The organism is Winogradskyella pacifica, from assembly GCF_013403915.1.
Lineage (GTDB): Bacteria > Bacteroidota > Bacteroidia > Flavobacteriales > Flavobacteriaceae > Winogradskyella > Winogradskyella pacifica.
The window spans coordinates 151,057-174,030 of record NZ_JABFDI010000003.1; the positions used below are offsets into that span (position 1 = coordinate 151,057).

The 22,974-nt window shown below is 33.2% G+C and carries 25 protein-coding genes; 16 read left to right on the forward strand and 9 right to left on the reverse strand.

Annotated features, from left to right (window positions below):
* Window positions 1-40: 40 nt before the first annotated feature.
* Entirely contained in the window at window positions 41-1,012 is a 972-nt protein-coding gene (locus HM984_RS04110; RefSeq protein WP_179348226.1) for a transglutaminase domain-containing protein, read from the reverse strand.
* A 31-nt stretch (window positions 1,013-1,043) separates the two neighbouring features.
* Here HM984_RS04110 and HM984_RS04115 point away from each other — a divergent pair, with 31 nt between their 5' ends.
* On the forward strand, window positions 1,044-1,412 hold the full coding sequence (locus HM984_RS04115; protein WP_179348227.1) for a DUF1801 domain-containing protein: 369 nt from the start codon (window positions 1,044-1,046) through the stop codon (window positions 1,410-1,412).
* 284 nt (window positions 1,413-1,696) lie between these two features.
* Here HM984_RS04115 and crcB read toward each other — a convergent pair whose 3' ends face one another.
* A complete protein-coding gene (gene crcB, locus HM984_RS04120; protein ID WP_115809020.1) occupies window positions 1,697-2,062 on the reverse strand; it encodes a fluoride efflux transporter CrcB in 366 nt (121 codons plus the stop codon).
* 223 nt (window positions 2,063-2,285) lie between these two features.
* Window positions 2,286-3,305 (reverse strand): SRPBCC family protein, encoded by a 1,020-nt coding sequence (locus HM984_RS04125; RefSeq protein WP_179348228.1) that lies wholly within the window; start codon window positions 3,303-3,305, stop codon window positions 2,286-2,288.
* Between the two features lie 94 nt (window positions 3,306-3,399).
* Here HM984_RS04125 and HM984_RS04130 point away from each other — a divergent pair, with 94 nt between their 5' ends.
* From HM984_RS04130 to HM984_RS04175, 10 genes are all read left to right on the forward strand, one after another.
* Complete coding sequence (locus tag HM984_RS04130) at window positions 3,400-5,436, forward strand: dipeptidyl-peptidase 3 family protein (protein ID WP_179348229.1); 2,037 nt, start codon at window positions 3,400-3,402, stop codon at window positions 5,434-5,436.
* Between the two features lie 259 nt (window positions 5,437-5,695).
* On the forward strand, window positions 5,696-6,850 hold the full coding sequence (locus tag HM984_RS04135; protein ID WP_218845008.1) for a DUF3095 family protein: 1,155 nt from the start codon (window positions 5,696-5,698) through the stop codon (window positions 6,848-6,850).
* A 329-nt stretch (window positions 6,851-7,179) separates the two neighbouring features.
* Entirely contained in the window at window positions 7,180-7,851 is a 672-nt protein-coding gene (locus HM984_RS04140) for a phosphoglycolate phosphatase (protein WP_179348230.1), read from the forward strand.
* A 220-nt stretch (window positions 7,852-8,071) separates the two neighbouring features.
* A complete protein-coding gene (locus HM984_RS04145) occupies window positions 8,072-8,791 on the forward strand; it encodes a DUF2971 domain-containing protein (protein WP_179348231.1) in 720 nt (239 codons plus the stop codon).
* Between the two features lie 196 nt (window positions 8,792-8,987).
* The gene (locus tag HM984_RS04150; RefSeq protein ID WP_028284019.1) at window positions 8,988-9,230 is read left to right on the forward strand and encodes a type II toxin-antitoxin system ParD family antitoxin; all 243 of its coding nucleotides are present in this window, start codon (window positions 8,988-8,990) and stop codon (window positions 9,228-9,230) included.
* A complete protein-coding gene (locus tag HM984_RS04155) occupies window positions 9,227-9,529 on the forward strand; it encodes a type II toxin-antitoxin system RelE/ParE family toxin (RefSeq protein WP_115809027.1) in 303 nt (100 codons plus the stop codon). The genes HM984_RS04150 and HM984_RS04155 overlap by 4 nt, the downstream gene beginning before the upstream one ends.
* A 161-nt stretch (window positions 9,530-9,690) precedes the next feature.
* Entirely contained in the window at window positions 9,691-10,416 is a 726-nt protein-coding gene (locus HM984_RS04160) for a tRNA-uridine aminocarboxypropyltransferase (RefSeq protein WP_257018446.1), read from the forward strand.
* A gap of 153 nt (window positions 10,417-10,569) precedes the next feature.
* On the forward strand, window positions 10,570-10,794 hold the full coding sequence (locus HM984_RS04165) for a hypothetical protein (RefSeq protein ID WP_179348233.1): 225 nt from the start codon (window positions 10,570-10,572) through the stop codon (window positions 10,792-10,794).
* Between the two features lie 14 nt (window positions 10,795-10,808).
* Window positions 10,809-11,297, forward strand: a complete 489-nt coding sequence (locus tag HM984_RS04170; protein WP_179348234.1) for a P-loop nucleotide/nucleoside kinase family protein — start codon at window positions 10,809-10,811, stop codon at window positions 11,295-11,297.
* A gap of 27 nt (window positions 11,298-11,324) precedes the next feature.
* A complete protein-coding gene (locus HM984_RS04175) occupies window positions 11,325-12,812 on the forward strand; it encodes a pyridoxal phosphate-dependent decarboxylase family protein (protein ID WP_179348235.1) in 1,488 nt (495 codons plus the stop codon).
* 55 nt (window positions 12,813-12,867) lie between these two features.
* Here the strand turns inward: HM984_RS04175 and HM984_RS04180 are convergent, their stop codons facing one another.
* The 4 genes from HM984_RS04180 to HM984_RS04195 all read right to left on the reverse strand — a co-directional run bounded on the left by HM984_RS04180 (window position 12,868) and on the right by HM984_RS04195 (window position 15,932).
* On the reverse strand, window positions 12,868-13,773 hold the full coding sequence (locus HM984_RS04180; protein WP_179348236.1) for a TIGR01777 family oxidoreductase: 906 nt from the start codon (window positions 13,771-13,773) through the stop codon (window positions 12,868-12,870).
* 348 nt (window positions 13,774-14,121) lie between these two features.
* Window positions 14,122-14,823 carry a tRNA (5-methylaminomethyl-2-thiouridine)(34)-methyltransferase MnmC2 gene (mnmC2, locus tag HM984_RS04185; RefSeq protein WP_179348237.1) on the reverse strand — a complete coding sequence of 234 codons (702 nt, stop codon included), beginning with the start codon at window positions 14,821-14,823 and terminating at the stop codon, window positions 14,122-14,124.
* A 169-nt stretch (window positions 14,824-14,992) separates the two neighbouring features.
* Window positions 14,993-15,451, reverse strand: coding sequence for a hypothetical protein (locus tag HM984_RS04190; protein ID WP_179348238.1), 459 nt, complete (start codon window positions 15,449-15,451; stop codon window positions 14,993-14,995).
* Window positions 15,429-15,932, reverse strand: a complete 504-nt coding sequence (locus HM984_RS04195) for a DUF4920 domain-containing protein (protein WP_179348239.1) — start codon at window positions 15,930-15,932, stop codon at window positions 15,429-15,431. The genes HM984_RS04190 and HM984_RS04195 overlap by 23 nt, the downstream gene beginning before the upstream one ends.
* A 117-nt stretch (window positions 15,933-16,049) precedes the next feature.
* Between HM984_RS04195 and HM984_RS04200 the strand changes: the two genes are divergently transcribed.
* Entirely contained in the window at window positions 16,050-17,123 is a 1,074-nt protein-coding gene (locus HM984_RS04200) for a branched-chain amino acid aminotransferase (protein ID WP_179348240.1), read from the forward strand.
* Between the two features lie 45 nt (window positions 17,124-17,168).
* Here the strand turns inward: HM984_RS04200 and HM984_RS04205 are convergent, their stop codons facing one another.
* On the reverse strand, window positions 17,169-17,555 hold the full coding sequence (locus HM984_RS04205) for a pyrophosphohydrolase domain-containing protein (protein WP_020894985.1): 387 nt from the start codon (window positions 17,553-17,555) through the stop codon (window positions 17,169-17,171).
* Window positions 17,556-17,596: 41 nt separating this feature from the next.
* Between HM984_RS04205 and HM984_RS04210 the strand changes: the two genes are divergently transcribed.
* The 4 genes from HM984_RS04210 to HM984_RS04225 all read left to right on the forward strand — a co-directional run bounded on the left by HM984_RS04210 (window position 17,597) and on the right by HM984_RS04225 (window position 21,937).
* Window positions 17,597-17,782, forward strand: a complete 186-nt coding sequence (locus HM984_RS04210; RefSeq protein ID WP_115809037.1) for a hypothetical protein — start codon at window positions 17,597-17,599, stop codon at window positions 17,780-17,782.
* Window positions 17,783-17,985: 203 nt separating this feature from the next.
* A complete protein-coding gene (locus HM984_RS04215) occupies window positions 17,986-19,839 on the forward strand; it encodes a tetratricopeptide repeat-containing sensor histidine kinase (RefSeq protein WP_179348241.1) in 1,854 nt (617 codons plus the stop codon).
* A complete protein-coding gene (locus tag HM984_RS04220; RefSeq protein WP_179348242.1) occupies window positions 19,836-20,456 on the forward strand; it encodes a response regulator transcription factor in 621 nt (206 codons plus the stop codon). The genes HM984_RS04215 and HM984_RS04220 overlap by 4 nt, the downstream gene beginning before the upstream one ends.
* Before the next feature lie 158 nt (window positions 20,457-20,614).
* Entirely contained in the window at window positions 20,615-21,937 is a 1,323-nt protein-coding gene (locus HM984_RS04225; RefSeq protein ID WP_179348243.1) for a DUF5723 family protein, read from the forward strand.
* Window positions 21,938-22,300: 363 nt separating this feature from the next.
* On the opposite strand, the gene HM984_RS04230 is transcribed toward HM984_RS04225, so the two are convergent.
* The gene (locus HM984_RS04230) at window positions 22,301-22,954 is read right to left on the reverse strand and encodes a YceI family protein (protein WP_115809041.1); all 654 of its coding nucleotides are present in this window, start codon (window positions 22,952-22,954) and stop codon (window positions 22,301-22,303) included.
* Between the last annotated feature and the right edge of the window lie 20 nt (window positions 22,955-22,974).

Genomic DNA, 22,974 nt, shown 5'->3' on the forward strand with positions numbered 1-22,974 from the left:
TAGACTAGAAATAAGGATTGATTTTATGGTTATAGAATTATTAGTCTTTTAATAGTTTTATTTTGAACTTCATTAATACCATCTGACCGTCAGATATAGCTAAATTTCTTCGTCTTTTGAAACTGTAAGGTATGCTTACTTTATATAGTCCATCTAATTCTATAAATTTTATTTTATCAGATTTACTTATACCATCAAATGAGTAATAATAGTTTTTTTTAGTATCAATTTTAGTAAAATATAAATTAATCATAGAATCGGTTTTTGTGATAATATAACCAACCGTTCTATCCTCAAGCTTCAGTTCAGATTTATGATATGCTTCATATACAGCAGGAAAATTAAAATAGTCAACTCTTGAAACTGGTTTTTCTAGTAATTGCCACTGACTATCATCTGGAAAATGAGATAGAATTAATTTTTCTGGGTTAATCATAAAATAAGTGTCAGAAAAATTAAAAAAATTGTCATTATAAATACTATTTCCTGTGGACCAAGTAACGTCCATTAAATACCATTTTTGGTCTATTTTTACAGCATTCCAAGCATGATTGGAATTACTTCTTTTCCTTCCTATTTCATTAGCAAACTGTTTGGCATAACCAGGAACAACAACGGATATGATATCTAATTCAGATAATGTATAATTTAATAGTTGAGCATATCCTTCACACATAGCAGATTTCTTTCTTAATGTTTTCTCAGCAACCCTTTGATTATATTGATATAGCTTTAATTCATAGTCTCGTTTTGATTTAGCTCTTATTTTTTTAATTTTCTTTTTCTTTCTTAAAGATTTGTAATCGTAAGTAATATTATTAGCAAGCCAGTAATATACAGCTCTAGTTCTCTCTAAGTCTGTTTTAAAATCTGTTCTAATTCTATCAGCAAAGCTTTCAATTGATTTAAATTTTGCAGGATAAGTGTTTACAAGCGAATCGATCGTCTTGTAATTTTGAGAGCAAACAAGTTGTATTGAAAATAGAAAAAAGACTAGCAGAAATGTTTTCATATTACTAAATTAGACAAAAATTGTTCCAGTTTTGAACCCAGCCGAAGCACATATCCTAAATCAACCAGAACCGTACAAATCCATATTTATACATTTGCAAGTATTGATTGAGCATACCTTGCCAGAAGCCGATTTATTATACAAATGGAGAATGCCGTGTTACTACATGGATAAACGACCAATGTGCTACATTAATAAAGCCAAAGACTATGTTGATGTTGGTTTTTGGCATTCCGCACATTTATCAAAAAAATGGGATGCTTATTTAGTAAGTGAAAAACGGAAAGTGGTTAAATCGCTACGTTATAAAACACTCGATGATATTGATGATGCCGTTTTTATTGCAATTTTAAAAGAAGTAGAAGGGGTGAAGGCGAAGGGTTTTTATAAGAAAGGGTAGGTTTTAGTGCTCAGTGCTCAGTGCTCAGTGTTCAGTGTTTAGTCTCAAGATGGAAAATAGTTATATGATATTACACCTCCAAGTAATTTCTGCTTTGCGTCTCAGCGCCTTCGCGAGAAACTTTTTTACTCTGCAACTTTACATCTTTGCGCCTCAGCGAGAGCTAATTTTAAGAAAAGACATTCAACCAGTTTCCATAAAGACTCTGCGAAACCTCCGTACAACACTGTGTTATTCTTACGCGCCAACTTTGAGCCTTTTAAAAGCTTTGTAACTTAAGAAATTCACTTCACCAAAAACATCCCCAAAAACACAGCCAAAAATCCAACCACAAAACTAGCAATCGTATAAATCGCAAAACTCGTAAAGTCACCCGATTTTAAAAACACATGATTCTCATAAGCAAACGTAGAAAACGTGGTAAAACCTCCACAAAACCCTGTTGCTAAAAGCAAGGTCTGACTCTGAGACAATGTTTCATTTTTAGCAGCTAAACCAAGAATAATTCCAATGAGTAAACTACCAATAATATTAGCCGCAAACGTACCGTAAGGAATCCCGGTTTCAGAATTGTTAAGCCATTTTCCGATGATAAAACGAAGCACGCTACCAAAGCCACCTCCAAGAAATACGAGTATAAGTTGTTTCAATTGTTTTAGTTTTTAGTTGATAGTCGATGGTTGCTGGTTCGAAGTATATTATTGTCAATCATCAGTTTCAAACTAGGGAATTAAGTTATTCAATTATTACGTTATTTAGTCGTATTCTTATTCACGATTTAACGAGATTTTTTTAGCTTCACACTTCACACTTCACACTTCACACTTCACACTTCACACTTCACACTTCACACTTCACACTTCACACTTCACACTACTTCACGGCCAAATAAATCTCTGTTCTCCAATCTGCAGGATTAGGATAATTCTCAGGTAACGTCAAATACGTTTGAATCATCGGTCCACCTTCAACCACTTCCAGATTATTCGTTGCAATATAATTCAGTGTGGCATCCCAGGCTTCCTTCATATTAGAAAAATCACCTTCTAAAACCGTTTTTACAGTTCTAAATGATTCTAGTTGTCCTGTTAAAATTTCAGATTCATCAGAAAGTATTTTAGAATTTGTAGGAATACAAGCCGAGAATATAATCGCATCATTTTCAGCATCCCATTTATTGTATAGAATAAACGGTTTCCCGGCCATAGAAATATTATGTGTAATGGCATAAGCACCAACTTCGCCTAACATGGTTTTCGATTTTTCGTCAAAATCATTGAATTTAGTAGACGTCGTGTTGTACAAATAATAACCTCCACTGTGTTGCGTGATGCCTTCAACATTAATTGTGTAAACTTTCATGTCGGCTTCAACCACACTGTCTAGAAGCTCTAAACTGCGTTCGTACTCAGGACCAACTTGCTGTTCCATGCCACCAGAAAACGCTGACCACATTTTAAATCCAAAAGGCAAATTATCTCCAGAAATTGTCCAAGTCACATCCGTAGTACCATCTTCATTAGCTTTAAAATCCCAATTCACATCAGATTTCGGATACCTTGCAAATTGCATCTCTTGTGTAATTGAAGTATTAGGATTTGCTCCTGTAGTGCTCATATAGCCTTCATCACCATCCTCATTCCATGTGTATGAACCTCCAACACCTTTGGTGGTATCGCCTAGTGTCACCACTATTTCAGGATTAATTTCAATCCAAGAACGCCACGAATCCCAAGTCTTAAAATCCACCACAGTGTTATAGATAACAGATGCTGGTGCTTTTATGGTTCGTGTTCGTGTCACTTCGTACGAATTTGGCTGCACAGCAATATAAATTGAAACACCAATGACAAGGATGAGTAATAATAAGAGTAAGGATTTAAATGCTTTCATTTATAGGGATTATATTTAGTGGTTTATCAAAGATAGTCATTTTATGATATGTGATATATACATTACATTTGTGTACAACTAAATAAATAAACACATGAATTTAAAATCATTATTTAAAATTTGTCTTTTTGCCCTATTAATCGTGGCATGTAAGAATGAAGTAAAAGAAGAGCCAGTAGAAACTGTTGAAACTGTTGAAACGGATTTTAGTTTTAATGTTGAAGAATTTGCTGACATTAAAATTTTACGCTACCAAATACCAGGTTGGGAAAATCTAAGCTTAAAGGAGCAAAAATTAGTCTATTATTTAACGCAAGCAGGTCTTGCTGGTCGCGATATTATGTGGGATCAGAATTACAGACATAATCTTAAAATTAGACAAGCTTTAGAAAATGTATATACCAAGTTCGAAGGAGATAAAACAACTGACAATTGGGCAAGTTTTGAAACTTATTTAAAACGTGTTTGGTTTAGTAACGGAATTCACCATCACTATTCTAATGCAAAATTAGAACCTGCTTTTGATAAGGAGTATTTAAATGAATTATTAGCAGCAACCAATACCACTTTAGAAGGTGAAGCTTTAGACGTTTTATTTAACGATAAAGATTCTAAAAAAGTAAACCAAGCTAAAGGTGTAGATAATGTATTAGAATCTGCAGTTAACTTTTATGGTCCGGATGTAACGAATGCCGATGTTGAAAATTTCTACAAAACTAAAATATCTCCAAATGCAGATAAGCCATTATCTTATGGTTTAAACTCGCAATTGGTAAAAGAAAATGGAGTGTTAAAAGAACGCGTTTATAAATCTGGCGGATTATATGGTGCAGCTATAGACGAAATTGTAAAGTGGTTAGAAAAAGCACAAGGAGTTGCTGAAAATGAAGCACAGGGCAATGCTTTAGAATTGTTAATTAAATATTACAAAACGGGAGATTTACAAACTTGGGACGATTACAATGTCGCTTGGACAGCTGCAACTGAAGGGAATGTAGATTACATTAATAGTTTTATTGAAGTGTATAACGATCCATTAGGTTACAGAGGGTCTTACGAGAGTATTGTACAAATCAATGATTTTGACATGTCTGAGAAAATGGCTGTATTGTCTGAAAACGCACAATGGTTCGAAGATAATTCACCGTTAATGGATGCGCATAAAAAGGACAGTGTTGTAGGTGTTACATACAAAGTGGTTAACGTTGCTGGTGAATCTGGAGATGCTTCTCCAAGTACTCCAATTGGTGTTAACTTACCAAATGCAAACTGGATTAGAGCTGCCGTTGGAAGTAAGTCAGTATCTCTAGGGAATATTATCCATGCCTACAGCAATGCAGGAAGCACTGGACGATTATCTGAGTTTGTACATGATGCTGAAGAGTTACAATTAGAGGAAGAATACGGACAATTAGCAGATAAATTACATACCGCATTACACGAAGTAATTGGTCATGCCTCAGGACAATTAAATCCTGGAGTTGGAGAAACTAAAGAAACGCTTAAAACGTACGCGTCTACTTTAGAAGAAGGTCGTGCAGATTTAGTTGGTTTATACTATTTATACGATTCTAAATTACAAGAACTTGGTTTAGTTGAAGACTGGAAAAAAGTAGGTAAAGCAGCGTTTGATGGTTACATAAGAAATGGTTTAATGACGCAATTAATTCGTTTAGATTTAGGTGATAATGTTGAAGAAGCACACATGAGAAACAGACAATGGGTTTCTGCTTGGGCTTTTGAAAAGGGAAAGGCAGACAACGTTATTGAAAAAGTAACAAGAGACGGAAAAACATACTTCAATATTAATGATTACGATAAGTTACACGATTTATTCGGACAATTATTAAAAGAAACACAACGTATTAAGTCTGAAGGAGATTACGCAGCTGTTGAAGCGTTGGTTGAAGGTTACGGTGTAAAAGTAGATCAAGCCATTCATGCTGAAGTTTTAGAGCGTAACAAGCAATTTCCATCTCCGCCGTATAGTGGGTTTGTAAATCCTGTTTTAGTTCCAGAAATGAATGATGCTGGCGAAATTACGGCGATTAAAGTCACACAACCAAATGCATTTGCAGAGCAGATGTTAAACTACAGTAAGGATTACAACAACCTTCCTGATGTAAATTAAGTTGTAAATTATTATAAATTTCAAAAAAGCACTTACAGTTTTGTAGGTGCTTTTTTTCTGGAATAGAATTACAAATATGAATAGCAAACAACAATTATCAATTATGTTATAACGTTGATTAATTTTAAAATTGACTATATTTAAGATAATAGGAGGTAGTCGTCTTTAAACACGGTTAATATTTTGTGTTTAAAAGCGACTCTAAACAAAAAGAATAAAAGCATTTTAAAGAAAAAGAGAGCCATCTGTATTGGAAATAATGGAAAATATAAAATTTTATAACCAACTAAAAAAATCAACGGATACACTAACTGAGTTATTGGGAAATGAATCTAATTTTTCTAATGTACCAGATACGTGGCACGTTGTCATCGTTGATATTTTAAATTCCACACTAGCAGTTGATGAAGGAAAACACCATCAAGTGAATCTAACAGCTACAGGAGCCATAATTTCGGTTTTAAATTTTATCAGAAAAGAAAAGCAAAACATAGAAATACCTTATTTTTTTGGAGGTGATGGTGCTACATTTATGATTCCCACGGTATTCTTAGAGCCAATCATACAGATCTTAGATAATTATAGTCTTCATATTAAGAATCACACCAATTTAATACTTAGAGTCGGTCATATTTCAGTTAATTATTTAAAGGGTCAGGACTATGGATTAAAAATAGCGAAACACCAATTAACCAATCAATTATCGATTCCTATTGTATTAGGTAGTGGTTTAAAAATGGCTGAAGACCTAGTAAAAACTAATTTTGAAGAGAGTAGAACTAATTTCGAAAAAGCCCTTTTAAATTTGGAAGGCATGGAGTGTCGCTGGAAAGAAATTAATCCTATTCAAACTCAAAAAAAAGTAGTTTGTTTATTATTAGATGCTATAAATGAAGACGATCAAAGACGTATTTATAGAGATGTTATTACACAGATGGATATGTTTTTTGGTGCTTTTGATAATCGGCAACCTATAAAATCGAATAATTTAAAATTAAATTTTAGTATTCGTAATATATGGGAGGAAATGAAGATTAGCCTCGATCAACAAAAATTAAGTTACCTAGTTAAAAAATGGATGTCAACATTGATAGGTAAATTCTATTTAAACTTTTCAAATGATGGAAAACACTATTTAAAACAAATCGGACAATTATCTCATACATTTATGCTCGATGGCATGATTAATACGGTTTTTACAGCAGAACAATCTAAAATTGATCTTTTTATAGCGTATTTAAATCAACTCGAAAAAGACAACAAAATCATTTATGGTATTCATATTACGCACGCCTCTGTAATGTCTTGTTATGTGTTAGATCGAAAGACCAAACATTCTCACTTTGTAGATGGTACCGAAGGAGGTTATACATCTGCCGCTAAGATGTTTAAGCAAAAGTTGAAACAGGTGTAGCATCTCCATTTGAAGTTTTAAACACCTATTAAATCTAAAAAATCGTCAGTTCGATTGCATTGGATTCTAATGTACGAGAGGAAATCAAATTATAGTTTTACCTAAAAGTTTATTTGGTTCGATTGTCCCCTTGAGGATTAGTGAGAAACAAAATATTTTTTGTTTTGAAACTACCGAGCGAAGCTTATTAGGGGTGTTTTTAAAGTGAAGCAAAATAGATTATAAATAAGCAGTGATGATATAAAACCACCCAAAATCGTGAATAATTTTGCAGAACTAACAAGTCTGTTTTACTAAAACTTCCGCATCTTTGCTTCAAATTAAACACTGTGAATTTTAAAGACAAAGACCTTATTATATTCGATTTTGATGGCACGCTAATTAATAGTATTCCAGATCTTACCTTGGCCGTAAATAAAATGCTGAAGCATTATAGTTTACATCCCTTAACCATAGACCAAGTCACGCCTTATATAGGCAATGGCGCAAAACCTTTGGTGCGTAGAGCGCTAGAATATAGGATGCAAGATAAAGCGCTGCCAGAAGCCTTGCTAAAAGAAGCCTTTGAAATCTATTTGGGGGCTTATAAAGAGGCCATTTGTATAGATACGTTTATGTATCCTGGTGTTTTAGAAACCTTAAAAAATTTAGATAAAAAAGGCTACAAAATGGCAATATGCACCAACAAACCGTTTGGATTTATAGAACCAATTTTAGACACCTTAGAGATTACAAAATTCTTTAAAAGCTGGATAGGTGAAGATTCCTTAGCTGAGAAAAAGCCAAGTGCAGTACCATTGTTACACTTAGCAAAAGAACTGAATACAACGATAGAAAAAAGCATTATGGTTGGTGACTCTAAAAATGATATTCTAGCCGCTCAAAATGCAAACATGGCCAGTATTGGTGTGAGTTATGGTTATAACTATAATGAGAATATTGCCGATTATAAGCCAACTGTAGTGGTTGATGAATTTGCTGAACTTACAAAGTTGTTTTAAAGAGGTAAAACTTAGAAAGCATAAATTTTGAAAAAGCACTTACAGTTTTGTTGGTGCTTTTTTGGTTGAAAATAGTACGTGATTTTACGTATATGAAAGTTGAAAATATTTAGTAAATTTAAAGATAACTAAAACAACATAAAAGTTGCTGTATCCTGACTTATTTATAGGATATAGTTAATAAAAGTTATTATATAACGAATTGGCAACAAGCTGAAAAATGAAACTTTACAAATATTATCCCGATACAAATTATTCTTATAAATCTCTATCAATAAAAGGTCTATGGTGCCATTACCCTAATAAAATGAATGACCCTTTTGATTGTTTGGGTTATATTGATAGAAAGTTTGATGCAGAACAAATAGCTAATTTTAAAAAGCATTTGGACATTAAAAATCAGACATTACAAAATTTGTTGAAATGGGATGATGATAAAATATCCAACTTCATTAACCAACAACGCAAAACTACAATAGAAAAATTCGCTTTTTGTTCACTAAGTAAATCAGTAGATGATATTTTAATGTGGTCTCATTATGCTTCTGGACACACCGGTTTTGCTTTAGAATTTGAATTTGATGAAAAAGAAATTAATTCCAATTTTCAAGAAGTACAATACGTTAAAGAATTGCCAGAATTTAGAACGGACAAATTAGCCAAATTCTTAAGCGGAGAAAATGAACATTTGGAATATTTACTATCTGACATCTCTATAAAAGCAAAATTATGGAAAAAAGAAAAAGAATTAAGAATTTGGAGAAAGCAACCAACTTATTACCATTACAAATTGGAGAATTTAAAAGCTGTTTATTTTGGAATAAATTGTAGTGTAGAAACCAAAGCTATTATACTGCATTTGTTGAATGAAAAGGATAAAAACTTCCCGTATTATATAATGAAAATAAAAGATAATCCAATTAGATTAACATATAAATAAAGCCAGTTGCCAACACTGTGTATAATTAATTGCTATGTTCTTCTCTACTTGCGAAAATTCCTGCGGAATTTTCACGGGTTCGTAAAAGTTTGCTAACTTAGTTGCTTAACCACGCAACTAACCATACACAAAACCGTTCTCCGCAATTTGGCTACGTTACCAAGATTTGGTATATTTGAGTAAAATTATAGTCAAAATGGGAAAAAACACATCAATATCACTCGGAAATCATTTTGAGGATTTTATCAGAGAAGAAGTAAATTCTGGTAGATATGGTTCGGTTAGCGAAGTAATTCGTTCTGCATTACGTTTGTTAGAACGTGAAGAAAAAAAAGAAAGAGAACTGATTAAAGCTCTAGAAGTTGGAGAAAATAGCGGATTTGTTGAAAATTTTGACCCAAAACAGCATCTAAAAGAATTGCATCGTAAACACTTATGAGCAAAAATAAATATCGCATAAGCCAACAAGCGATTGAGGATTTAGATAAAATTTGGATTTATACGCTTAAGAAATGGTCTAAAGAACAAGCAGATAGATATTACGATTTAATAATAGCAGAAATTGAATTTATTGCGGACAATTACCTGACAGGAAAATCCGCAGAACAAACTCGAAAAAACTATCGAGTTACGAAAATCAAATCCCATCTCCTTTTTTACAGAAAAGTGGATAATGGGATTGTGGAAATCGTTAGAGTTTTACATCAGAGAATGGATATTAAAAAACGACTGAAATAAAAACTGTACACAACAATGTGTGTAATTCATGGCTAGTTAGTGCCTACTTACAACAGTCCTCGTAGACGTTTTATTCAGTTTTTATTTACTAAATTATGTGCTTTACCACACAACCAATCTAACACAACTTGTAACCACCCAGAACAACAGAAATATCCCCTTTGCAAGCAAACATAAATAATACAAGACTAACCTGTTACAACTGTATGAGTCCTAAAAGCACCTGTATTTGTAAACACATTCATGCGTTACATACTAAGACGCGTTTTATTATTCTGATGCACCCAAAAGAGTACAAGAAAGAAAAAAATGGAACGGGACACATGACGAAGCTTCAACTTGAAAATTCAGAAATTATAGTGGGCGTCGATTTTACCAATAATAAGCGCGTTAATGATATACTAGCTAATGAAAAAAATAGTTCTTTTTTATTGTATCCAGGGAAAGATAACTTCAACTTATCTGTAAGTGATAGTTCAGAAGTAAAGTCTTTTGTGGGACATCATCCACACCTCTTCATTCTCGATGGAACATGGCCTTGTGCTCGTAAAATGCTAAAACTAAGTAAGAACTTGCAAGGCCTAAAACGAGTGAGTTTTGATAATGACATCAAATCAAAATTTATCATTAAGCAGCAACCAGAGTCACTTTGCCTCAGTACAATTGAGTCCGTCCTTACGGTATTAAATTTACTTAAAGAAGGAGACGTTGAACACTGTGACACAAAGGATTTCCTGATGCCTTTTGAAAAAATGATTGCACATCAACTCGACTATTTGCGAAACCCAAATAATAAAAACTATCGTTCTACAGCGGACAATGAGATTGCTGTAAAGAACCTATATAAGAAAACTGAAAGAAATACTATTTTTGAAGTAGAGCATTAATTGTAGTCGTGGTCAATGTTAGTTATTAAAGGTTTTCTATTTAGAAAATCCCATGCAGACGTTCTATTCCGTCTTTATTCACTAAATTAGTTGCTTTACCATTCCTAAACACACATATCAGGCTATTCTGATTCAAATTATTAATCCATTACAATGAAATTAAACCTATTATCATGCGACGCTCAACGGCCAGACAAAAGAGCCATCGCCAACTGTATTACTGAGATTTCTACTAATGGGAATGCATCACTATCTAATGAGCTTACAGAGATTCTTCTAGACGGAGATCCTGTAGATATTGAGGTTGCAGATAAAAATTCTGGTTCTGCTTTAAGAGCCTTACGAAAGCTAGATGTCGATTACGAAATCGTTGAATAAAAGTTGAAAACAAAATGATTCACCTCATAGTAGGAAATACAGGTTCAGGAAAAACGACTTACGCCAACGAACTCAAAAGAAACATCAAAGGTGTTGTGTTTTCAATCGATACGTGGAATAATGTGTTGTTTCTTCCAGATAAAAAAGAAACGGATGGTTTAGAGTGGTTTTTAGAACGCATTGAACGTTCAGAACGGATGATGCTTGATCTAATTCATCAGTTAGAACATTTAAAAACAGATGCGATCCTAGATTTAGGATTGTCTAAATTCGGACATCGCGAAAAGTTTAGGAAATTTGCTGAAATGAATAATTACAAAGTAAAGCTGCATTTTCTAGATGTTTCTAAAGCCGAGAGGTTAGACCGCGTGATGAAACGTAATACAGAAAAAGGTGCCACGTTTGAATTTGAAGTGACAAAAGACAACTTCGATTTTATGGAAACTTGGTTCGAAAGACCATCTGAAAAAGAACTTAGTGATGGTTTTGTAATTTCTGAATAGAATAAGAAGCAATTAAATAATCAGATTATGGATAAGCGAGAAAACGCAATTGAAATTAGTAAAACAGAATTTCGAAAAATGGGTTATCAGCTCATTGATACCATTTCTGAGTTTCTCGATGATATTTCAAATCAACCCGTCACAACAACCAAAACACCCTTAGAATTACAAGAGCTATTAGGGAATTCACCGTTACCAAAAGAAGGAGTACCAGCTGATCAACTATTGGCATCAACGTCTAAGTTATTATTTAATAATTCGTTATTAAACGGTCATCCTAAATTTTTCGGATTTATAACATCGTCAGCAGCTCCAATTGGTGCCTTAGCCGATTTGTTAGCCGCTTCTGTAAACCCCAATGTTGGTGGGCAAATCTTAAGTCCGATAGCCACCGAAATAGAAAAACAAACCATTAAATGGTTAGCCGAATTTATAGGAGTAGATCCAAGCTATGGTGGGGTTTTAGTCAGTGGAGGTAATATGGCAAATTTTACCGCGTTTTTAGCGGCAAGAACAGCGAAAGCACCAAAAAGCATCAAAGAAGATGGACTTTCAAATACTTCAAAACAGCTCATTTCATACTGTTCCAAATCAACGCATACATGGATAGATAAAGCTGCGATTTTATTTGGGCATGGTAGCAATTCTATTCGTTGGATTCCGACGGATGCTTCAAACAAAATGAATATTGAAGCTTTAGAGCAAAGCATTAAAAATGATATAAAACAAGGCCATCAACCCTTCTTGGTTGTTGGAACTGCTGGTGATGTAAGTACAGGAGTTGTGGATAACCTTGAAGCTATTGCTGCGACTTGTAAAGCTCACGATTTATGGTTTCATATCGATGGTGCTTATGGTATTCCTGCAGCTGTTATTCCTGAGCTAAAAGAGGTGTTTAATGGAGTAGAGGAAGCCGATTCCATTGCGTTAGATCCTCATAAATGGTTATACAGTCCTTTAGAAGCCGGTTGTACGTTGGTTAAAAACCCAAAACATTTAATTGACACCTATAGTTCGCATCCCGACTATTATAATTTCAGTTTAACAGAAGAAGGAGGATCTCTAAATTTCTTTGAATATGGACTTCAAAATTCGCGAGGTTTTAGAGCTTTAAAAGTGTGGTTGGCTTTACAACAAATAGGTCGTGATGGTTATGTTAAATTAATAAGTGAAGATATTGTCTTGTCAAAATATTTTGCAGAATTGGCAGCACAGCATTCAGAACTAGAACCTGTAACTCAAAATTTGAGTATTGCTACCTTCAGATATATGCCACAAAATCTTGAAGTAAAGGATGAAAAAAGAGCAGAATATTTAAATACATTAAATGAAGACTTAGTAAATACACTGCAAGCAGGAGGCGAATTGTTTTTATCTAATGCTATTATCGATGATAAGTATTGTATGAGAACCTGCATTGTTAATTTCAGAACAACTAAAAAGGATATTGAGGAGTGTATTGAGATAATTATCAACGAAGGTCGAAAATTACATGCCTCACATAGTTTCACTTAGATAAACATTACAAGTGACAAAGTCGCTAATTTAAAAACGAAGGATGAACGTTTACTTAGCCCAATAAATCGTCTAAAGCAGGTCTTAAATTCACATAAGTATAATTAAATCCTTCAGCTTCCACTTTTTGAGAACTGACACGTTGACTTTCAAACAAAAGAATATGCATGTCTCCTAAAACGAGTTTCATCGCAAATTTTGGAATATTTGGTAAAATTAAAGGCCGATGTAAAACCTCCGCTGAAACTTTTGTCAATTCTTTATTCGTTACCGGATTTGGAGCTACACCATTATAAATACCTTCAAATTTATTTTGAACGGCATAAACAAAAAGTGAAGCTAAATCTTCAACATGAATCCAGCTTTGCCATTGTTTACCACTTCCAAAAGCTGCGCCAACACCATATTTTATTGGTTTTACAATTTGTGGTAATGCGCCTCCATCTTTGGCTAAAACTAACCCGATTCTAATTTTAGCGACTTTACAGCCCAAAGCTTTAAAACCATCAACAGCAGCTTCCCATTTATGCACAACTTTACCTAAAAATGTTTCTGAAATCTCAGAATTTGTTTCTTCGTAATAGTTTACTAAACTCGTTGGATAAATGCCAATAGCACTCGCAGAAACAACGTGTTCAATGTTATAATTATGTTTTTTTATGGTGTCTTGTAGAAGTTGCGCTGTTTTTGTGCGACTTTCAATAATGACTTCTTTATAGTCATCAGTCCAGCGTTTGGAAATAGAAGCGCCAACCATATTTATAATGGCAGTAACACCTTCAAAACAGTCGTGATCGATCTCGTTGTTATCCGGATTCCAATAAAACCCTTTGTAATTGGGTTCTGTACTCAATTTGGATTTGGAAGTCGTTAAATAATGAATGTTAATTCCTGCAGAATGACATTGGTTTACAATTTTCTGTCCAATTAACCCAGTTGCTCCTGTAATTAAAACGGTCATTTTTCTTTTTATTTAAAGATACGAAAGGTTAAAGGGTATTGTTAGGAGTTTAATTTTGATTTAACGTTTGAGGAACAAAACTTTTAAATGGTATCGTTTTTCAATTCGCTTTTTGGCGCAGCTGGAGTGTAAGCTTCGAGTTTACTAGAAATATATTGAGAATCTTAGCTTAAAATAAGCCTCTCTATAGTCCCACTGAGCGCAGTCGAAGTGTGAAATTTCTGAAAAACGGAATTTCACTCGAAGTGACGATTATTAAATAATGAAATTTAGGATTTAAAGCATTTGGTGCATTGAATCTCACTGAATGTTACTTTCCCTTTTTCTGGGCTCTCAACATTTAATAAACTATTCGTTTACTAAATGTTTCGTTGCTCTCAACATTTCACGTTTGCCTGGAGGTCCAGGTAATCGTTCTACAATAAAACCAACAGCTTGCATAGCGCGTCTTACGCTGCCTTTTGCAGAATAGGTGACTAATACGCCATTTTCTTTCAAAGCATTAAACATAATTTCAAAAATATCTTCGGTCCATAAATCGGGTTGCACACGGGCACCAAAAGCATCAAAATAAATAATGTTAAATTGGTCTTTGGCATCAATATCCTTGAAGAATTTTTGTTGTTTTTCTAATTCAAAATTCGAAGTTATTTGGCATAATTCTTCCCAGGGAGTTTCATGTAACTTTTCGAAAACAGTGTCGTGTTCTTTAGAAATTAATTCAATATAATTAAGTTGTTTTATTTCGTCTAGTTGAACAGGATACGCTTCTACACCAATATAATTGATGTTCAATTTTAATTTTTCAGCTTCCACTAAAGTTAAAAAAGCGTTGAGACCTGTCCCAAAACCAATTTCTAAAATTGATAAAACACTTGATGGAGAGTTAGATTCAGTATGATAAGTGTCATTATAAAAATGTAAACCATGTTTCATAAATACATGATTTGCTTCTTGTATGGCACCATGAATAGAATGGTATTGCTCGTTCCATTCTTCTATTTGAATGGTTTTAGAACCATCGGATGTGGTAATTATATGTCTTTTCAAATGTTTTTGGCTATTCGGTTTTTGTCACATGATGCATCTGATTTTCTTTGAACCAAATATTTCAGTTTAAATAAAAATACATCTGTTTGTCATTTTGCTAGAATCAAGTCTTGATTCTAAAAGCGACTTGTGCTGAGCGAAGTCGAAGTAAGCGATCTTATATCTTTTTTTACTGAATCAGTAGTCTTTTAATCTTTGGAATTGGGCCTGTACATTCCGTTTTGTGGCAGCTTAAACAATTATTTATTGCTGCATTATATCTAATCTTTAATTCAGCATTAGAAAGTGTATCTACTACCGCTTCTTGCGATTTAATAAAAACGTTTACAAAACTCTCCCAATTCTGAGTCCTAGATTTACCATCTGTCATTTCCGCAGAATGCAGTTTTAATAAATCTAACGGTAAGTTAGTCGGCGTTTCACCAGCGACAATTTGTGCTTTTAATTGTTGATTGTAAGCGTACATAGCATTCATAAAACCAGCCATTTCAGAAGGTTGATACATGTCGTATACAACAGCCTTCTTTGTCGGTTCATTAGATGCTTTTTCTTCATTTTTACAGCTAACAAGCATTGAAAATGAAAGAATAACTATGCTTAAAAGTTTATTGTTTAAGTAAAACTCCATCAGCTTCAAAACCATATTCAAATTTAGGATCTGTAATCGCAGCAACTTCTTCTGCAGTCTTACCAGCATCTTCTGCGTAATGTCTTAATTCTTCAATAGACGTTTCAGAAACATAAGCTTTTCCGTTCATTACAACATCACCTTCAGCATTTAAAGGCATAAAAAAACCGTAATCTTTAAATTTTACCATCACTTGGTTGTCTTCACCCATATCTAAGGTCATCCAACACCCTTTTTTAGAACATACTTCAATGATTTTTCCTTTCACTTTAGAGGTAATAGTATCACCAGTTTTTAAGGTTTTATATTGCTCCATCATACGTTCAGAAGTTAGAGCATCTGTATCATTAATTTCTTCGCCGAAAGAAGCATAAGCAATTTCTTGTTTTGCTTCTTCAATCTTAACTTCTGTAGTTTTAGAATCGTCTTTGCAAGACAAAGCAAATAAGCTAATTGCAAAAAGTAAAATGATTTTTTTCATTATTAATAGGTTTTGATTTGAATTACTATATAATTACAAATTTAGTCAATTTAACGGAATATAACCTTTTATTAACCGTACTGATTATGTACTTTTGTTTTAAAATCACATATAATTATGGCCAATCATACCGATAAAATCAGCGTTGAAACATCTGAAACTTCTAAAATTAATACTGTAGATTTTAGTAACTTAGACTTTGGTCGTGTGTTTACAGATCACATGTTTGTGTGTGATTATGAAGATGGGAAATGGCAAGATCCAAAAATTATGCCTTACCAAGCCATGACTTTTGAGCCTTCTGCTCGTGTGTTTCATTATGGGCAAGCAGTGTTTGAGGGGATGAAAGCCTATAAAGATGACGATGGAAAGGTTTTTCTATTTAGACCAAAACAAAATTTTGAAAGAATTAATAAATCATCTGGTCGTTTGGCAATGCCTGCGTTTCCTGAAAATTATTTTTTTGAAGGTTTAGAGGCTTTATTGAAATTAGATAATGATTGGATACAATCAGGAGTCGGTAACTCATTATATTTAAGACCATTCGTAATTGCAACGGAACCAGCGATTTCTGCGTCTCCTGCAAATTCGTATCGTTTTATGATTATTTGTTCGCCTGCAAAATCGTATTACAACTCAGCAGTTCGTGTTTTAATCGCCGATCATTATAGTCGTTCTGCCAATGGTGGTGTTGGCGCTGCTAAAGCCGCAGGTAATTATGCTGCTCAGTTTTATCCGACAAGTTTAGCACAGAAAAAAGGGTTTCAGCAAGTCGTTTGGACGGATGCAGACACGCATACACTTCTTGAAGAAGCCGGAACAATGAATGTGTTTTTTAGAGTAAATGATACCTTGATTACAGCACCTACAAGCGATAGGATTTTAGATGGTGTTACACGTAAAAGTATCATTCAACTCGCTGAAGATTTAGGAATTACTTGTGACGTAAGAGCAGTAACCGTTGCGGAAATAAAAGAGGCAGCGAAAGATGGTAGTCTTAAAGAAATCTTTGGAGCCGGAACTGCTGCAGTTATTAGTCCGATTTCAGCATTTGAGCATCAAGATGAGTTATTTGAAATTTCTGGTGTTGACGCTGAAGATTCTTATGCTAAATTATTTAAACAGACCTTATTAAATATTCAACACAATTTATCTGATGATAAGCATGGTTGGAGACATGAAGTAAAATAAAAGTGTAATACTATATAAAAAAAGCAGCCAAATGGCTGCTTTTTTTTATGATTCTAAAATGTCTTTAATATGTGGTTTAAAGTAATTAGGGCCTTTTAAAACTTTGCCATCTTCACGATAAATAGGTTCACCGTCTTCACCTAGTTTACTCATGTTACTACGTTGTATTTCTTCAAATACTTCTTCTATTTTGTGTTGCATACCGTGTTCTATAATAGTACCACACAAAATATAGAGCATATCACCTAAAGCATCCGCAACTTCAACTAAGTCATTGTCATTTGCCGCTTCAAGGTATTCTTCATTCTCTTCGCGCATTAACTTATAGCGTAGCATGTTTTTATCAATTCCTAAGTCTGCTTTTGGTGTTTCGCGATGTCCTATTTTGAAAGCCGTATGAAACGCTTTTACCGCATTAATTTTGTCTTGCATAGTTGTGGTTTTAATCCTTATTTTTGCATAAAAATAAGAAGATGTTTAGTACTGGTCAATTGATTTTTGGAATATTATTTTTTATTGCATTTGTAATTGTGATTGCATTTCAGTACCGTAAAGATCTTCAACTTCATAAGAAGCATTACAAAGGTACCATCTGGGTGCTTATTGCTTTTATTGGTTTCATAGGTATGATTGCATCAATTAAGTATATTTTTATGTAATCATCTGTTTTTTAGTCTTTTTGTCTAGAGATTAGTTTACAATTCAAATTTTATCGCTTATTTTCAGAAATATACCTTTTATTAGGTATGTTTTGGTGTGCTTTTACTTTGCATCTTTGACTTGTTAAATCTTTTTTACATAAAAATGTAATTTTGAAATTATATATTTCTAAAACCTTTGAGATTTTATGGTAATAAAATACATGACTACAAATTTTACGATTATACTCTGTTTTATACTATTACCATTGCTATGTTTTAGTCAAAAACAACAAGATTCTTTATTTGTAATCTGGGAAAACACCAAACTAGCGGATACTACAAGAGCTAGTGCTTACAGAGAATTTATTTATAAAAATTATTTTGAAAGTAAAACAGACAGTGCTTATGCGATGGCATTACGTTTAATGGATTTTACAGAATCGCATCAGTTAAAAAAACATAAAGCAGATGCACTCATACTCTTAGGAGAAATAGAACATACTTTTGGTGATAATACGACGGCCTCAAAGCACTTTGGGTTGAGTTTAAAACTTTATGAGGAATTGAATGATAAGAGAGGGCAAGCAAAAGCTATTAATGGCTTGGGTGTTTCTTACAGAAAAGTCTTTAATCTCGATGAAGCCAAAGCGTATTACGAGAGATCATTAGCGCTTAGTAAAGAAATAAATGATACTATTTTAATTTCTCAATCTTTAGTTAATATTGGAAACATCTATAATTGGCGTTACAAATCGGATAAAGCATTAGACTATTATCAAGAAAGTTTAAAGCTGTCTAAAGCGATTAAAAACAAAAGAAATGAAGCTTTAGCTTTAATTAATATTAGTGATTCCTATATTCAGAAAAAAGATTATAAGCGAGCAAAAAAGACTATAGACAAAGCTATAGAAATTGGCGATTCTATGGGTAATATTAATACGTTAGCTCATGCCTATCGCACGCTGTGTTCTAGTTATTTTAAACAAAAGGATTATGACAAGATTATAATTACGGCGAATAAACTGCTAGATTATGGTCAAAAGTTATCGAGCAATGAAATGATTGATGGTGCTTACTTTTTTCTTTTTGAAGCTTATAAAGGAAAAAGAGAGTTTGATTTAACCATAAAATATCAAAATTTAAGACAAGATACTAAAACGACTATAGATGATATTAGTGCTGTAAGAATATTAGAGAAAATAAAAATTGATAATCACCGAACAAAAGACAGTCTTATTCATATAAACGAGACACTAAAAACAAGAATAACGCATCAAAATGAGAAAGCGAATCTGTTTTTGGCTTGGGGCGTGAGTTTAGCTGTGCTTTCAATTATCGCTTTTTTAGTGTATAGAAATATAAAGCAGAAACAATATAAGGCAGAACAAGAACGTCAAGATGAAATTGATGAAAAAGAAAAAATTCTTAAAGATTTAGAATTATCTACAATTGATGCCATGATTGAAGGTCAGGAAAAGGAACGTCACCGTTTGGCCGCTGACTTACACGATAGTGTTGGTGCTACTTTAGCCGCAGCTAAATTACAATTTGATTATTTTGTAAAACATCAAAATGATGTTGAAGATTCAGAAGAGCTAACAAAAAAAATTAGCACATTATTAGAAAATGCATATGTTGAAATTCGCGCAATGGCGCATCTAAAAAATTCTGGTGTCATTGCAAAAAATGGTTTGCTTCCGGCTGTAGAAAAACTAGCAAAAAATGCTTCAGGAATAAACGGATTGGAATTTGAAGTTCAGAGCTTTGGTTTAGAACAGCGCTTAGATAATTCCTTAGAAATTTCAATTTTTAGAATTATTCAAGAATTAGTAACTAATATTATAAAGCACGCAAAAGCAACTCAAGGAGTGATTCATATTACTAATCATTCTGATAATCTCAATATTATGGTCGAAGATAATGGAGTAGGTTTTAACCCAAAACAACTCTCAAAAACAAAACCAGGAATGGGAATTACTAGTATCGACAAGCGTGTGGAGTCTTTAGATGGGAAATTCACCATTGAATCAGAGATAAGTAAAGGAACAACAGTAATAATCGATTTACCATTATGATAACAGTAGCTATAGCTGAAGACCATCAATCTTTTATAGATGGTATAAAATTACTTTTAGAATACGAAGAGGATATTACAATTGTAGGTACAGCAAATGATGGTGAAGCACTTTTAGATTTAGTACGTCTAAAGCAACCAAGTGTTGTAATTACAGATATAAGAATGCCAAAAATGGATGGTATTACAGCTGCAAAAAAGATAAAAAAAGAATTACCTCAGACAAAAATATTAGGCTTTACAATGTTCGATCAAAAGGATGCTGTTAAGCAAATGTTAGACGCTGGAGCTTCTGGTTATTTATTGAAAAACTCACCTTTAGAGGAAGTCTTAAAAGCCATACGAGCCGTGTATAATGGTAATACTTATTTTGATGCTAATATTGAAATAGAGGCAAAAAACGACACTAATAAAAGCGCTAAGAGCATATTGACCAAACGACAAGTTGAAATCTTAAATTTCGTAGCACAAGGTAAAACGTCTCGTGAAATTGCAGATGAACTTTTTATAGGTATACATACGGTTGAAACGCATCGTAAAAACATGATTCGGATTCTAGGACTTCAAGGTAAAGGTGAATTAATGCGCTATGCCTTAGAAAAGAAGTATAAATTTTAAGGTTCTGAAATGTATTGATTTGAATGTAAAAGCAAAAATATACCCAGTTTTGGGGATGTAATGATAAGTATAAAATTTTAACCTTTGAAAAAGGTAATATATCTAGAAAAAAAATCAATTAAAATTTTAACTTCGCTATTAACCAATCTTAATTTATTATGAAATCTATTAAACTATTCAACCTATTTCTTTTTCTTTTAATCCTTAATTTATCCTTTGGTCAAAGCTATGTTGGCCATTCTATCGATAATTATTCCGGTATACAGGGGGTTATTTATAATCCATCGAGTATTGTGGGTTCTGGCCTAAGAGCTGATGTTAACTTAGTATCAGGTAGTGTCTTTGGAGGTAGTGATTATTTTGGGATTAATGTCAACGATATTATGAACTCTGATGGTAGTTTTGATTTTGAAGACGACACTAAAAAATTCCCAAGTAACGCCAATAACTTTTTTTTAAATGCAGATATTGTACTTCCGTCGTTTATGTTCAACCTTACTAATAAGAGTAGTATTGGTATTGTAACTAGAGCAAGAGCAAACTTTAATATTAACAATATAAATGGTGAACTTTATGAAGCCATTGCAGATGACTTCGATTCAGATGATAGTTTTAGATTTGATTCTAAAGACTTAAATGGTACCGTACATGCTTGGGCAGAGATAGGAGTCGCTTATGGAAGAATACTTATGGAGAAACCCAACCATGTCTTAAAAGGAGGGGTTACGTTAAAGTATCTTCAGGGTGCAGGTAGTATGTTTATGAGCAGTCCTGTTTTAGCTGGGGATTATGATAATCCTTCAGAAACATTAACAACTAGCGGGCAATTAAACTATGGAACAAGTCAAGATTTTGATGACGATGATATCGATTTTAGTAATCTTACTTCTGGTTTTGGTTTAGATCTTGGTTTTACATACCAATGGTATACGGATCGTGAGAATGATAATTTGCCTACTTATAAGGATCCTTATAAATTAAAAATAGGTATTTCGGTAACAGATATTGGTGCTATTAATTATGATAACGCCACAGTTACCCGTTACGATTTAAATGCTACTGTAAATACGGATGATTTTGATGACGATACAGAAGATTTTTTAGATTCTAACTATGCAAATACAGAAACTAATGAGTCCGCAAAAATAAACTTGCCAACTGCGCTACATTTACTTGTAGATTATAGATTGACAAAGAAATGGTTTGTGAGTGCACAGGCAGATTTATCTATGGTGAAAAAAGGATCAGAATTGAGTACTTCAGCTCTTAATACCGTAACTGTGGCTCCTAGATTAGAAACTAAATGGTTTAGCTTTTATGCGCCACTTAGCTACAGGCAATATGATGATGTGTCTTTTGGCGGAGGTATTCGTTTAGGACCATTAACCGTAGGTTCTGGGTCTGTTTTTACCAATCTTTTATCTGATAGTTCTAAGACTACAGATGTTTATGTAGGATTAAAGATTCCGTTATATAGATAATATTTGAAGAAAATAAATTAAAAATACCCATTATTGGGTATTTTTTTAGTTTATAGTGTTTTGTAAGTTTACAATGCTATTAATCAGAACTTGCTATTGTGAAAATGCTCCTTGTTTTTTTGGCACTTTCTATAAAGCAATAATTATTTATTGATAACATGAGTTGGCACTACTAGTTTTAGGGAATTATGAAAGTCAACTTTTATTAAAAATCCTCTTTATGGGGATTTTTTTGTTTAAGATATTCAATTTTTAATTATAGAGGTGACATCGACGCGTGTGCTATTTTAAAGCTATGCCACTATCAAGCAAAAAAAAAGCAGCCATTACAATGGCTGCTCTTCGTAATAAAATAAGTTCCTTTTATGCTTTGTTTGCTGTTAAGGTAATTTTCAATTCAATATCATCATTAATGAATTGATCACCTAGGTCATCAAAAAATGATTTTGAACCATATTTAATATTCCATTTAGAACGGTCTATTGTAAATGCTTCACTTGTTAATGTCACGGTGTCTTCATTTAAAGAAACTGCTACAGGAAAACTGATATTATTTGTCGTTTCCTTAATCGTTAAATTACCAGAAAGCATAGATTTTCCTTCTTTAGTTTCCATCCCAGTAACTTCAAATTTTGCAGTAGGGTGCGATTCAACATTAAAAAAATCGGCACTCATAAGGTGACCAGTTAGTTTTGCATTATCTTCTTCTTCAACAGGAATGTCGTTAACCACAATACTGTTCATGTCAACAACGAATTTCCCATATTTAACAGCGCCATCAATAACACTTAATTTACCAGCGCTTAAGGCAATTATACCATTATGAGTACCGGTTGGTTTAAAACCTTTCCATTCAATTGTAGATTTATCTGTATCTACAGCATAATTAACAGAACTAGATTCAGCAACTGGTGCATCTTTAGCCTTTGTGGTATCGGCTTCTTTGGCTTTGTCTCCACAACTTGAAAATGTAATTAGTGCAATTAGCGTAAAAAACTTAAAAAAATTTGATTTCATATTTAGTGTTTTTATTTGAG